This is a genomic window from Brenneria sp. hezel4-2-4 (genome assembly GCF_013155275.1).
Taxonomy (GTDB): Bacteria; Pseudomonadota; Gammaproteobacteria; order Enterobacterales; family Enterobacteriaceae; genus Brenneria.
Window position 1 is genome coordinate 203,734 of the sequence record NZ_JABJXS010000004.1, and the last position, 13,099, is coordinate 216,832.

Genomic DNA, 13,099 nt, shown 5'->3' on the forward strand with positions numbered 1-13,099 from the left:
GTGCCACTCCGCCGGTACTACCCGAAAAAAATATGGCGCATACTGTTGCTGGTGACGCTGCCCATCCTGGCGCTGACGCTGACGCCGCATCGTTCTCCGGATGAGGCCATGTTGCATATCAAGCCGCTCCATCACGGTGCGGCGCTGCCTGACGGCTTCTATATTTATCAGCAATTAAATGAGCATGGCATTGCGATAAAAAGTATCACGCCCGCGCAGGACAGCCTTATCGTGCGTCTGGTTTCACCAGAGCAGAGTATTGAAGCCAGAGAAGTGTTGCGTGTCTCATTGCCTAAAGTAAACATCACGGCGCAACAAACGACTAAACCGGCATCATTCTGGCAGCAAAAGCTGACGCAAAAACAATCTAATTTAGGATAAGAATTTGAAAATACATCATTTAATCGGCGCTATCTTATTGGCGTTCTCTGGCAGTTCACTGGCTCAGACCGGGAATATGCAGGGCGGTTGTTTACAAAAAGAGCAGGATATTCAAAGCCAGATCGATCATGCCCGTCAACACGGCAATCAACATCGTGTCCAGGGATTGCAACGCGCACTGGCAGAGGTTAAAGCAAATTGCACCGATGCCGGACTGGCCGCTGAGCGTCAGCAAAAAATCGCGGAAAAACGCGCGGAAGTCGCTGAACGCCAACGTGAACTGAATGAAAGCCAGCAACGCGGCGATACGCAAAAAATCCTTAAACATGAGAAGAAACTGGCCGAAAAACAACAGGAACTGCAAGCGCTGGAAAGAAAATAAACATCTCGAACAACGCCCGCCGATGCAAATTATTTTCTTTCCCCGGCAATTCATCGTTCAATTTATAACCAATATGTAAATTATTAAAATTTACAATAAGTTATCAGAATTATCCGCACGCAGTTTAACGGGCATAAATTGAAACTTAGGCTATAGTTAAAACTCCAGGTTCATGGCAACAATAAGGGTTATTAATATGGCTAAAGATCAAAATGCTGAATTTTTACGCGCCGAATTAAAATCACTGGCAGATACATTGGAAGAAGTATTAAGCAATTCCGGTGATAAATCCAAAGCCGAATTGGATAAACTGCGCAGCAAAGCAGAGTCAGCGTTAAAAGAAACCCGCTCTCGCCTGAGTGATACGGGTGAACGTATCGCCTCCCAGACACGGGAAGCGGTGGGATGTGCAGACGATTATGTCCGTGAGAATCCGTGGACCGGCGTTGGTATCGGCGCCGCCGTTGGCGTTGTGCTCGGTGTTCTGCTTTCCCGTCGTTAAGTTTCAATTATGACTGATAAACAACGACAAGGCCCCGCCAGCGGGGCTATAGCGTCGGCTCAGCGCATCATCACCATTATTGTCGGTATGGTGGAAACGCGCCTGCGTCTGGCGGTCATTGAGCTGGAAGAAGAGAAAGCCAACCTGATTCAGTTACTGATTATGGCCGGGTTGACGCTGCTTTTCGCCGCATTTGGTCTGATGAGTCTGATTGCCTTGATCATCTGGGGAGTCGAGCCGCAGCATCGTCTGTTTGCGCTGGGCTGTCTTACCGCAACTTTGCTTGGCCTGGCGGTCATTGGCGGGATTTGGACGCTGCTGAAAGTACGGCGATCTACCCTGCTCAAGGCAACCCGCAAAGAGCTGGCGACCGATCGGAAACTGCTGGAGGATGAATCAACATGAGTCATCAGCCGCGCGACAAAGAAAAAATGCAGCTTTTACGTAAAATCCAGCAGCAAAGGCTGGATTTATCCGCGGGTAAAAAACAGTGGCTGGAATCAACCGCCACCTGTGACCGTTACTGGCAAAACCTGATGCAATGGCGCAAATACTGGGTTATTGGCTCCGGCTTCATCGCCCTTTATGGCATACGCCACCCAAGCCGCATGATTCGCTGGGGGCGTCGCGCAATTGGGCTTTGGGGAACCGTCAGGCTTTTCCGCAAAACCTTTTCTCTGCGCTAGCTTTCCCCTCCTCCTACAATACGTATTGCGGTTGCCAGACGACACATGCCACCGGCATCGCATACGCACGATTTGGATAGAACATCAATTTTTCTGAAATAAACAAACAATTATACTCGCTGGCGTGCCATGCGGGGTCACTATACTATCTGGCCATAAGTTGATGACAAGAGCGATATCCCATATCGAGCCGGTCACCAAAACACAACGGGTAAGTAAGTTTTATAAAAAATTGATTGGAGATATGATGAAAAATTTAGAAAGTACCGTTCTGTTGGCTGCGCGTATTTTAATGCCACTGCTATTTATCGTCGCAGGTTATGGAAAACTGGGTGACGCCTATGCCGGTACGCAACAATATATGCAGGCCATGGGCGTTCCGACCTTTCTGCTGCCGCTGACCATTCTGTTGGAACTGGGCGGCGGTCTGGCAATCCTGTTCGGCCTGTTGACCCGCACGGTTGCGATATTTATCGCCGGCTTTACGCTGCTGACTGCGCTCCTTTTCCACACCAATTTTGCTGAAGGCGTAAACCAAGTCATGTTCCTGAAAAACCTGACTATCGCCGGTGGCTTCATTTTACTGGCCGTCACCGGTCCGGGCGCATTCAGCATCGACCGCCTGCTGAATAAAAAGTGGTAAAGCAGAGAATCTTCTTGTCTGTACTACACTGAGTAATTAAAAAGAACGACGACAAGTACCGCCATACAGCGCTTGTCGTCGTTCCGCATGGTTTCATTAACGGGAGGATTTATGGGACAACTGGTTGATGGCGTATGGCATGATACCTGGTATGAAACCAAATCTACCGGCGGCCATTTCAAGCGTTCAGAATCCGCATTCCGGAACTGGATTACCGCAGACGGAAAACCGGGGATTACTGGCGACGGCGGGTTTCCGGCACAGTCGGGACGCTACCATTTGTATGTTTCGCTTGCCTGCCCCTGGGCGCACCGCACCCTGTTAATGCGCCAGCTAAAAGGGCTGGAAACACATATTCCTATTTCTGTCGTTCATCCGTTAATGCTGGATCACGGCTGGACATTCGATACGAATTTCCCTGATGCGACAGGCGATTCCCTTTATCAGCACGAATTTCTTTATCAGCTCTATCTCCATGCCCGACCGGATTACAGCGGCCGGGTTACAGTGCCGGTGCTGTGGGATACGCAGCAACACACTATCGTCAGCAACGAGTCCGCCGATATCATCCGCATGTTCAACAGCGCGTTCGATCGAGTTGGCGCCAGGGAAGGTGATTATTACCCGGCCGCGCTACGCTCGCAGATTGATGAACTGAACGGCTGGATCTATGACAAAGTGAACAACGGCGTCTATAAAGCCGGTTTTGCCACCAGCCAGTCTGCGTATGATGAAGCGGCGAGCGAGGTTTTCGCCGCCCTGTCCCGGCTGGAATCCCGCCTTGAACGGCAACGTTACCTGACGGGTTCGCAGCTGACGGAAGCAGACCTGCGGCTGTGGACAACGCTGATACGCTTTGATCCGGTCTACCACACCCATTTCAAGTGCGATAAATACCGCCTGAGCGATTACCCGAATCTGTTCGGTTTCTTACGCGATATCTATCAGATGCCCGGTATCGCGGAGACGGTGAATATGGCGCACATCCGTCACCACTATTACCGGAGTCACGGCACCATCAATCCACACGGGATAATATCGCTGGGGCCGGAGCAGGATCTGAATAGCCCGCACGGACGAGACGCGCAATTCACCCGCTAAGGCTGATCAGGCAATAAGGTGTGCGGGTCGCACCTTATTGCGAATCAGCGCCCCACAACTCAGGCCTGATTCAGCAATCTGGGAATTTCCCGTAAAAACCAGGATTTAGCCTCCCCCATACTGTCCCGTCGCCAGGCCATGATAATCTGACTTTCTATCGAATATTCAGGGCTGACGACACGTAACCGGCCTTCGGCGATATCCTGCGCCACCATCGGATAAGGCATGGTCGCCACCCCCAGTCCGGCCAGCAGCGCCCGCCGTTTATCATCAAGAGACGTCACGGTCAGCCGCGGTTGCTTATCCAGCAGTTGGACGGTTAGCACCGGGCGCTCACGGGCGGTATCGGCAACGGCAATCCCGCGGTATTTCAAGCGGGTAACTTCAGAAAGCGGCTCCGACTCCTGATGAATAGGATGATCCGGGCTGGCCACGTAGATGTTATTCATCGTATAAAGCTTGCGGCTGTTTACTTCAGAAGACGCCCGGAAGTGCATATCCGGCGCAATCACGATATCCGCCCGCCCTTGCTCCAGACGCTCCCAGGCGCCCGCCAGAATTTCGGTCAGCAAAGAAACCTGCGTATTGGCCTTCAGCGCCAGTTTATCGATCAGCGGAAACAGTTTTTCAGTGGGGATCAGCCCTTCAACCACAATCGTCAGATGCGTTTCCCAGCCGCGGGCCAGCGCTTCCGCGTCCGTGGTAATCTTATCCGCCGCTTCCAGTAAAATACGCCCGCGCTCCAGCAGCATCCGTCCCACATTGGTGAATTTGGTACGGTGCCCGGAACGATCAAACAGCACGACATCCAACTCTTCTTCCAGCTTTTGCATGGTATAGCTGAGCGCGGAAGGCACCCGCCCCAACTCGTCCGCCGCGGCGGCAAAACTTCCCCGACGATCGATCGCATCCATGACTCTTAAAGCTTCCAGCGTCAATGCCCGTTCTTTAGCCATTTTGGTACTCATTCAGGAATTTTGAATATACCCACCAGATTAACTAGCTAACAATCCAGCGTCCACACAATTACTATTGGTTTCAGAAATAATTATCCAGGTCAAACTACCATGATCATAAGAAGAGCGGCAGAACAATGCGGTCAAGCTGACTATGGCTGGCTACAGGCACGCTATACTTTTTCTTTCGGCCATTATTTCGACCCACAGCTGCTGGGGTATGCATCATTGCGGGTGCTAAATCAGGAAGTGCTGACGCCAGGGTCTTCATTTCAGCCCCGTACTTATCCGCGCGTGGATATTTTAAATATCATCCTTCAGGGTGAAGTGGAGTACCGCGGCAGCGACGGCCTCCATGTCCAGGCCAAAGAAGGTGATGCTCTATTGCTCGCAACGCAGCCCAATGTCAGCTACAGCGAGCATAACATCAGCCCCGCTAAGCCGCTGACGCGCATGCAGCTTTGGCTGAATGCCTGCCCGACGCGCGAAAACAGTCCGCTGCAACGGTTGACGCTGAATAAAAGCGGCCACAGTTTACTGGCTTCGCCAGAAGGGGAACAAAGCAGCATGCAGCTCCGCCAGCAGGTATGGATCCATCATCTGGAACTGCAAAAAAATGCGCAACAGGCCATTAAACTGAACGGCAATCAGGCTTATCTTCAGTTGATCCATGGCTCAATGGCCGTTAGTAGCGGTCATCAACATCGTGGCGAGACGCTGTACTGCGGCGACGGCGCCTTTATCCAGCAGGAAACCGAGTTGACCATGCAGGCTGCAACACCGCTGCGCGCCTTGCTGATCGATCTGGTGGTTTAACCTCTCTTGGCCAATATCTGCCGGTGAATGCCGCGGGTTCTGCGTTTTCTTTCAGTCGTGGTAAGATATCCCTATTGTTCTCAACGCGTCAGGGTTATACGGCGATGGATTCAACCAATCAGGACAAACTACTTGCCCAGGCTGAACAGATTTGTCAGCACCGTGGCGTACGGCTGACGCCGCAGCGGCTGGAAGTGTTACGCCTGATGATGCAACAGGCCGGCGCTATCAGCGCTTACGACCTGCTTGATCTATTACGGATATCCGAACCGCAAGCCAAGCCGCCGACGGTATACCGCGCGCTGGATTTTCTTCTGGAGCAGGGGTTTATTCACCGGGTGGAGTCAAACAATAGCTATGTGCTTTGCCATCATATCGACAGTCACAGTCACACCTCCGCGCTATTTATCTGCGATCGTTGCGGTCAGGTGACCGAACGGCAGACTGAAGGCGTGGAAGAAACGCTGCGTGATTTGGCGCAACAGTCCGGGTTTACCTTGCACCACAGCGTTATTGAAGCACATGGATTCTGTGAGAGTTGTCAGGAAGTCGCCTTGTGCAAACAGCCGGATCATTGCGATCACGACCATACGGTGCCAATCAAAAAGCGCTAGCCCGACCTGTTTAACAGCGAATCGGGCACGTTCGCCGTGCCCCGCCAGAATTTGGTTTACTGGCTGTTTTTTATACTCTTCTTAAAATCACCAATAAACTCTTTTAAAGCCGGATGTATTTTTTTGAACATCTCGTCTTTCCTGTTAAGCATGACGACCTCGCCAAACAATTTCATACCGATTAAAAATGGATAAATATGCTCTTCGGGAAGCGCTGTTTTACCATCGGACAAAGAAATGACTTTGATGAGATCATCATGCGAGGTGAACTGAAATGAGATTTCATTCTCAGGCTGTTCCGTATCTTTTACGGTAATGACATAATTTTTCGACATAGGCTAATTCCACTTAATGCAGGTGTGATTATAAAGAGGTTTATTCTCCCGCTACACCATACAAGAAATTGCCGGACGAAACCTACGTTTTCATATCGCGCTATGATGAGATCCTTCCGCCGCGTTTTCAGGCTTCCACGACATACCTCATTTTCCCCGCGCGATCTGTTGCATCGGGGCGTTTGCGCATATAAGGGATAAGCAATATCGCCCCGGAATCGAAGCGATAGAGAAGACGCGTCAGCGCCGCCGTTGCAAAAGACGGCAATCAGCTCCAGTCGCCATTGCGGATCACGCCGACGGCCAGACCTTCAATAGAGAAATTCTGCTCGCGCAGATCGACGACGATAGGTGAAAATTCATCGTTTTCAGCCAGAAGATGAATGGTATTGCCTTGTTTTTTTAGTCGTTTTACTGTCACTTCATCTTCAATGCGCGCCACGACAACCTGCCCGTTACGGACATCTTGCGTTTTATGGACGGCCAGCAAATCCCCATCCATAATGCCGATATCTTTCATCGACATGCCGCTCACGCGTAGAAGGAAATCGGCACTCGGCTTGAACATTGACGGATCGACCTGGTAATGACACTCAATGTGCTGCTGCGCCAAAAGCGGCTCACCTGCCGCGACGCGACCAATCAACGGAATGCCAGCCTCTTCTTCCATCAGCAAGCGAATACCGCGCGATGCGCCGGATACAATTTCAATGACGCCTTTACGCGCCAAGGCTTTTAAATGCTCCTCGGCAGCGTTCGGCGAACGAAATCCTAGCTGCTGGGCGATTTCCGCACGTGTTGGCGGCATACCGGTGTGCGCAATATGATCGCGGATCAGGTCATAAACCTGCTGCTGTCTGGCTGTTAATGCTTTCATTCCGCCCCCTGGTTGTTTATACAGTTTCGCTGTGAGTATATACAGGTCATTGCCAATTGGGAACCGGGATGTGCGTAAAGCGCCGGTTTTTATTAAGTTATGCAATCCTTCAGGCAAAATTTTGCCAAAGAATACTGCCCCAGACGACAGCCGCCAACAGTATGGCGACAAACACCGCGGCCGAACCGATGTCCTTTGCCCGACCGGATAACTCATGCCGTTCAGTACCAATACGATCGACCACCGCTTCAATCGCGCTGTTCGCCAGTTCAAACAGCATAATCAATACCACGACGGCGATCAGGAGTAATTTCTCGACCAGCGTCACGGGCAGTAGGCAAGCGATAATCGTGGCAATAATGGTCAACCCGGTTTCCTGACGGAACGCCGCCTCATGCAGCCATGCCTGCTTTAATCCTTGCAGAGAATAGCCCATTGCCTTGATTATCCGGGTCAGCCCCATTGTTTTATTCCTCCATTCACCATTATTTATAAGCGATCGACCGCATTTTAACGCTTAACCGTTGTCTCATCACAACAGATCTCCGGCGCAGTTTCTGGTATCCTTGCGACGCATTGCTAACAAGAGGCTTCAAGTTGTTATGTCAGGTTGGCGTAAAATTTACTATAACTTATTGAATTTCCCACTCAAACTGTTAGTGAAAAGTAAAGTCATCCCCATAGATCCCGTGGCTGAGTTGGGGTTAGATCCCTCGCGCCCGGTTCTCTATGTGTTGCCTTACAATTCTCAGGCAGATTTACTGACACTAAGAACAAAATGTCAGGCGTTAGGTCTGCCGGATCCACTACAGCCGGTAGATATCGGCGGAACGCAGTTGCCCAGTCATGTCTTTATCAATGACGGCCCGCGCGTCTTCCGCTATTACGTTCCGAAACAAAAATCCGTCAAGCTATTTCACGACTATCTGGACTTGCATAGCGCCAATCCCGATCTTGACGTGCAAATGGTGCCGGTATCGGTGATGTTCGGACGTTCTCCCGGTCGTGAAGGGCAACATCAGGCGACGCCTCATTTGCGTCTGCTCAACGGCATTGAGAAGTTCTTTGCCGTACTGTGGCTTGGTCGCGACAGTTTCGTGCGTTTTTCCAGCCCGGTGTCATTACGCTATATGGCAACTGAACACGGCACGGATAAAACCATCGCGCACAAGCTCGCCCGCGTCGCACGCATGCACTTCTCGCGTCAACGTCTGGCCGCAGTCGGTCCGCGACTGCCGGTACGTCAGGAGTTGTTTAATAAGCTGCTGGATTCGAAAGCGATCAAAAAAGCCGTTGACGACGAAGCACGCAGCAAAAAAATATCGCATGAGAAAGCGCAGCAAAACGCGATTGCCCTAATGGAAGAGATCGCCGCCGATTTCTCCTATGAAGCCGTGCGCCTGTCAGACCGCGTATTGAGCTGGACATGGAACCGCCTCTACCAGGGCATCAACGTTCACAATGCCGAACGTGTACGCCAACTGGCGCAGGACGGGCACGAAATCGTCTATGTTCCCTGCCATCGCAGCCATATGGATTATCTTCTGCTTTCCTATGTGCTCTATCATCAGGGGCTGGTGCCGCCGCACATCGCCGCCGGGATCAACCTGAATTTCTGGCCTGCCGGCCCGATCTTCCGACGTCTGGGGGCCTTCTTCATCCGCCGCACGTTCAAAGGCAATAAACTCTATTCCACCATTTTTCGCGAATACCTGGGCGAGCTATTTTCCCGCGGCTATTCCGTCGAATACTTCATGGAAGGCGGCCGCTCACGTACCGGCCGTTTGCTGGAGCCGAAAACCGGTACGCTGGCGATGACCATTCAGGCCATGCTGCGCGGCGGTACGCGCCCGATTACGCTGGTGCCGATTTATGTCGGTTATGAGCACGTCATGGAAGTCGGGACTTATGCCAAAGAGCTGCGCGGCGCGACGAAAGAAAAAGAAGGCTTTATGCAGATGGTGCGCGGCCTGCGTAAGTTGCGTAACCTGGGACAAGGCTATGTGAACTTCGGGGAACCGCTGCCGCTGACCGCCTATCTGAATCAGCATGTGCCGCAATGGCGTGACGCCATCGACCCGATTGAAGCCCAGCGCCCAAGCTGGCTCACGCCGACCGTGCAGGATATCGCGACGGATATCATGGTGCGCATCAACAATTCCGCGGCGGCGAACGCCATGAATCTCTGTTCGACGGCATTGCTGGCCTCGCGTCAGCGTTCTTTGACCCGCGAACAAATGTGCGAACAGTTGGATTGTTACCTGCAACTGCTGCGCAACGTGCCTTACCATAAAGACATCACCGCGCCGAAAAAGACGCCTGATGAATTGCTGGAACACGCGCTGGGGATGAATAAATTTGAAGTCGAGAAAGACAATATCGGCGACATCATTATTCTGCCGCGGGAACAGGCCGTGCTGATGACCTATTACCGCAATAACATTCAGCATCTGCTGATACTGCCTTCACTTATTGCCAGCATAGTGATCCATCATCGGCGTATTACCCTGCACGAACTGGTGCGGCAGATTACGCTGCTTTATCCCCTGCTTCAGGCGGAACTGTTTCTGTATTACACCAAAGAGCAACTGCCGGACGTGTTATCCACGCTGACCGAAGAACTGACGCGGCAGCAGCTACTGTGCGCCAAAGAAGGTAACTTGCTTATCAACCCGGCGCGTATCCGCACGCTACAGCTGCTGGCGGCCGGCGTACGTGAGACGCTGCAACGCTATGCCATTACGCTGTCGTTGCTGGGCGCAAATCCGGGGATCAATCGCGGGACGCTGGAAAAAGAGAGCCGAAATATGGCGCAACGGCTATCGGTGCTGCACGGCATTAACGCGCCGGAGTTCTTTGACAAAGCCGTATTTTCAACCCTGGTGGCCACGTTACGCAGCGAAGGCTACATCTCGGATACCAGCGAGGCGGCGCGGGGAAATATCCTGGAGATATATAACATTCTGGCCGACCTGATCACCCCGGAGGTCAGGCTGACGATTGAAAGCGCCAGCTCGCCTGCGGTGGCTGAAAAAGAAACGCTGAAAGCAGCAGACGTTCCCTCGCAAGAGTAGAGCTTGAAAAAGACCGGCGGCGATATCTTTCGCCGCCGGTCTTTATTTCATCGGCTTATAGGCTGAACAGCACACCGGCAAACAGCACCATTCCAACATAGTTGTTATTTCTGAATGCCCGGAAACAGGCATCCCGCTCGCGCCCGGCAATCAACGTTTGCTGGTACGCAAACAGCCCGGCGGCAACCAACAGCGACACGTAGAATACCGGGCCTAACGATGACATGTAGCCCAGTACCGCCAGCAGCAGCAAAACGCCCGCTTGCAGCAGGCCGATAATCAACGTATCAAAACGCCCGAACAAGATGGCGGTGGATTTGATGCCGATCTTGAGATCGTCATCCCGATCCACCATGGCGTATTGCGTGTCGTAGGCCACCGTCCAGCAGACATAAGCCAGAAACATCATCCAGCAGGTTAGCGGCAATGCCTCGCTCACCGCCGCATAGGCCATGGGTATCGACCAGCCGAAAGCCGCCCCCAGAACAAGCTGGGGCAAGTGGCTGACACGCTTCATAAACGGATAGACCCATGCCAACGCCAGCCCGGCGACGGAAAGCCAGATGGTCATTTTATTCAACGTCAGGACCAGACCAAACGCCAGCAGAACCAACACCACAAACAATACTTTGGCCGATTGCTCGCTGACCATCCCGCTGGGCAGCGGACGCGAAGCCGTGCGCTTTACGTGTCCGTCAAAATGCCGATCGGCGTAATCATTGATGACGCACCCCGCCGCCCGCATCAAAAAGACGCCCGCGACGAAAACAAACAATATCCACGGTTCCGGCGCTCCTCGCCCTGCCAGCCATAATGCCCATAAGGTCGGCCACAGCAGCAGCAGAGAACCTATCGGCTTATCAATACGCATCAACCGACAGTAAGCCAGCCATTTCCCCGCTGTTACACTTCTTTCCAACGGACTGATCTCCTCAATTACCGGCTAGCCTTCACGGCTATCCGAAAAATAAAGCGGTGCCTCAGGTAAAAAAAGCTCGGTCAACAACAAAGGATGACCAGAAAGGCACAAACGGGAACGACGCGCCCACAGACTCTCACCGCAGCCGATGCGGATATAGTCACGCGTCAGGGCATCGTGTTGAAACAGATAACGCCCCAGCGGCACATTACCGATTTTCGTCAGCGCCGCGCCTGCGCCATCCAGCGTTTGTTGGGGGATCAGGGTGCGGCCGAATAACCAGGGACGCCCGTCGCCATACAACACAACCTCACGCAGCCAATAACGCTCACTGACGGGCAGGTGCGCGCGTTCATCGGTCAACGCCTCAGGAGAGAGAAAACGTTCATTGCGGATAGTCACCGTCAGTTGAGCGCAATAGCCATCAAGGCGCTGCGTCATTGAATCGGTTTCCATCAGCCAGTCCTCGATGTGCGCAGGAATTATTGCGGGCTTTTCGGTAAACCATTCAAGAGCACGCAGGGAAATTGGCGCATCATCAGACATTATCCCTACTCCACTCGGGGTTGATTTGTAAATAAAGTAAACGTCTCATATTGTAGCGCAGAATCGCACTCCGATAACACGTTCTGAACGTGTGGTTAACTATAAGGGGGGCTTTTTATACGATCAGGATGTGCCGACCGACGCCAAGCGCGGCCAGAGGTGAGAGATTTTTCGGCGCGGTTCAGATAACAGGCGCGGTAAACGCCCGCGCGGACGGGTTAAAGCCGTTCAAAAAGCCGCTGCCCTTTCTGGATTTCCGCCACCAGTTGCTGATGGGAAAAACCGTCAAAACGGTTAGGATCATAAATCACCGACGGACTGAGCTTATTTTCCAGCAATAACTGATTCACGAAGAGAAAACCGAGCGTTCGCGCGTTGCCATCAGTAAAACAATGCGCCTGTTCCAACGTCTGGCATAGCCTGGCAATTTCGGTCAACTTTCCTTTTTCATCGCTTATCTGGCCGATATTCTGACGATAATGGCTTATCTGCGTTTGGGCGTACGCCGCCGGATGCAGTTCTTCTGGGAGTATTGCTGGCGACAAGCTGTTAAGACTTATCCAGCTAATTCCGCCAAACCGGGTTTGAGGATTCACATCCTCTCCGGTTGCCGATGAAAACAGCATAAACGGAAATGGCTCATTCCCTGTATAACGCTGCTTAAGTTCATTAAAGCCCTCCTTAGTCAGGTTATCATTTTTAAGGAGAACGAAGGAAACTGCTTGAGAACGGTAACCTTTTTCCATAAAACTCAAAATATTACTATAATCATCATCTGATTCGGCGCTATCGTTCCGGCTGGTTTCACGCCCGAGGCTCACCAATAAACTGCTTGTGTGGGGTTCATCGCTTATTTTCAGCTCTTCAGTAAGCAATTTCACACTGTTAATGTCCACTACGCCGCCGATGGCTTTATCATGAAGTTGCGCCAACATCGTTTCCGGCGATACGCGGTCATCACGCTGCAAATCATTGCGCAACACCTGTGTTAATCCGCGATACATACCGGCCATATATCCCGGCTCATTGTCAAAACGCAAACCCTGATGTTTTCCATCGTCGTGCGCCTTGCCATCAAGCAGCATTCGCCAAATGTTTTTGATATCCACCATCCTGAACACCGGATGTTCGGACATCACGGATTGCAGCTCGCCTTTCGCCTCTTCCATTTCTCTGATCGAATAGAGCGCCAGCATCATGCGCGCTTTGTTTTCCGCCCTGGCTCTACCGCCAAACTCGCCATCTACGATAGCCTGGCGCATCGTTT

The 13,099-nt window shown here is 52.1% G+C and carries 17 protein-coding genes; 10 read left to right on the forward strand and 7 right to left on the reverse strand.

What is annotated here, in order from left to right; genetic code table 11:
• From mzrA to HOY33_RS10700, 7 genes are all read left to right on the forward strand, one after another.
• Positions 1-381, forward strand: a complete 381-nt coding sequence (gene mzrA, locus HOY33_RS10670; RefSeq protein WP_172290199.1) for an EnvZ/OmpR regulon moderator MzrA — start codon at positions 1-3, stop codon at positions 379-381.
• A gap of 4 nt (positions 382-385) precedes the next feature.
• Positions 386-763, forward strand: a complete 378-nt coding sequence (locus HOY33_RS10675) for a DUF1090 domain-containing protein (RefSeq protein ID WP_172290200.1) — start codon at positions 386-388, stop codon at positions 761-763.
• Between the two features lie 196 nt (positions 764-959).
• Positions 960-1,265 (forward strand): YqjD family protein, encoded by a 306-nt coding sequence (locus HOY33_RS10680; protein WP_172290201.1) that lies wholly within the window; start codon positions 960-962, stop codon positions 1,263-1,265.
• A gap of 9 nt (positions 1,266-1,274) precedes the next feature.
• Complete coding sequence (locus tag HOY33_RS10685) at positions 1,275-1,670, forward strand: phage holin family protein (RefSeq protein ID WP_172290202.1); 396 nt, start codon at positions 1,275-1,277, stop codon at positions 1,668-1,670.
• Positions 1,667-1,951 carry a YqjK-like family protein gene (locus HOY33_RS10690; RefSeq protein ID WP_172290203.1) on the forward strand — a complete coding sequence of 95 codons (285 nt, stop codon included), beginning with the start codon at positions 1,667-1,669 and terminating at the stop codon, positions 1,949-1,951. The genes HOY33_RS10685 and HOY33_RS10690 overlap by 4 nt, the downstream gene beginning before the upstream one ends.
• A 247-nt stretch (positions 1,952-2,198) precedes the next feature.
• The gene (locus HOY33_RS10695) at positions 2,199-2,594 is read left to right on the forward strand and encodes a DoxX family protein (RefSeq protein ID WP_172290204.1); all 396 of its coding nucleotides are present in this window, start codon (positions 2,199-2,201) and stop codon (positions 2,592-2,594) included.
• Positions 2,595-2,705: 111 nt separating this feature from the next.
• Positions 2,706-3,695, forward strand: a complete 990-nt coding sequence (locus HOY33_RS10700) for a glutathione S-transferase family protein (RefSeq protein ID WP_172290205.1) — start codon at positions 2,706-2,708, stop codon at positions 3,693-3,695.
• Between the two features lie 59 nt (positions 3,696-3,754).
• Here the strand turns inward: HOY33_RS10700 and HOY33_RS10705 are convergent, their stop codons facing one another.
• Positions 3,755-4,651 carry a LysR family transcriptional regulator gene (locus HOY33_RS10705; RefSeq protein WP_172290206.1) on the reverse strand — a complete coding sequence of 299 codons (897 nt, stop codon included), beginning with the start codon at positions 4,649-4,651 and terminating at the stop codon, positions 3,755-3,757.
• Positions 4,652-4,762: 111 nt separating this feature from the next.
• On the opposite strand from HOY33_RS10705, the gene HOY33_RS10710 reads away from it, so the two are divergent.
• Together HOY33_RS10710 and zur are read left to right on the forward strand one after the other, a co-directional pair.
• The gene (locus HOY33_RS10710; RefSeq protein WP_172290207.1) at positions 4,763-5,467 is read left to right on the forward strand and encodes a pirin family protein; all 705 of its coding nucleotides are present in this window, start codon (positions 4,763-4,765) and stop codon (positions 5,465-5,467) included.
• Positions 5,468-5,571: 104 nt separating this feature from the next.
• Complete coding sequence (zur, locus tag HOY33_RS10715; RefSeq protein WP_172290208.1) at positions 5,572-6,081, forward strand: zinc uptake transcriptional repressor Zur; 510 nt, start codon at positions 5,572-5,574, stop codon at positions 6,079-6,081.
• Between the two features lie 56 nt (positions 6,082-6,137).
• On the opposite strand, the gene HOY33_RS10720 is transcribed toward zur, so the two are convergent.
• From HOY33_RS10720 to HOY33_RS10730, 3 genes are all read right to left on the reverse strand, one after another.
• Complete coding sequence (locus HOY33_RS10720) at positions 6,138-6,416, reverse strand: DUF3861 family protein (RefSeq protein ID WP_172290209.1); 279 nt, start codon at positions 6,414-6,416, stop codon at positions 6,138-6,140.
• A gap of 268 nt (positions 6,417-6,684) precedes the next feature.
• Positions 6,685-7,293: a transcriptional repressor LexA gene (lexA, locus tag HOY33_RS10725; protein WP_172290210.1), complete on the reverse strand. Its 609-nt coding sequence runs from the start codon at positions 7,291-7,293 to the stop codon at positions 6,685-6,687.
• 109 nt (positions 7,294-7,402) lie between these two features.
• Positions 7,403-7,756 (reverse strand): diacylglycerol kinase, encoded by a 354-nt coding sequence (locus tag HOY33_RS10730; RefSeq protein ID WP_172290211.1) that lies wholly within the window; start codon positions 7,754-7,756, stop codon positions 7,403-7,405.
• Between the two features lie 139 nt (positions 7,757-7,895).
• Between HOY33_RS10730 and plsB the strand changes: the two genes are divergently transcribed.
• Positions 7,896-10,367, forward strand: a complete 2,472-nt coding sequence (plsB, locus tag HOY33_RS10735; protein WP_172290212.1) for a glycerol-3-phosphate 1-O-acyltransferase PlsB — start codon at positions 7,896-7,898, stop codon at positions 10,365-10,367.
• Positions 10,368-10,422: 55 nt separating this feature from the next.
• On the opposite strand, the gene ubiA is transcribed toward plsB, so the two are convergent.
• From ubiA to HOY33_RS10750, 3 genes are all read right to left on the reverse strand, one after another.
• Positions 10,423-11,286: a 4-hydroxybenzoate octaprenyltransferase gene (gene ubiA / locus HOY33_RS10740; protein ID WP_172290213.1), complete on the reverse strand. Its 864-nt coding sequence runs from the start codon at positions 11,284-11,286 to the stop codon at positions 10,423-10,425.
• Positions 11,287-11,310: 24 nt separating this feature from the next.
• The gene (gene ubiC, locus HOY33_RS10745) at positions 11,311-11,832 is read right to left on the reverse strand and encodes a chorismate lyase (RefSeq protein ID WP_172290214.1); all 522 of its coding nucleotides are present in this window, start codon (positions 11,830-11,832) and stop codon (positions 11,311-11,313) included.
• Positions 11,833-12,050: 218 nt separating this feature from the next.
• The gene (locus HOY33_RS10750) at positions 12,051-13,031 is read right to left on the reverse strand and encodes a Fic family protein (RefSeq protein WP_172290215.1); all 981 of its coding nucleotides are present in this window, start codon (positions 13,029-13,031) and stop codon (positions 12,051-12,053) included.
• Positions 13,032-13,099 lie beyond the last annotated feature (68 nt).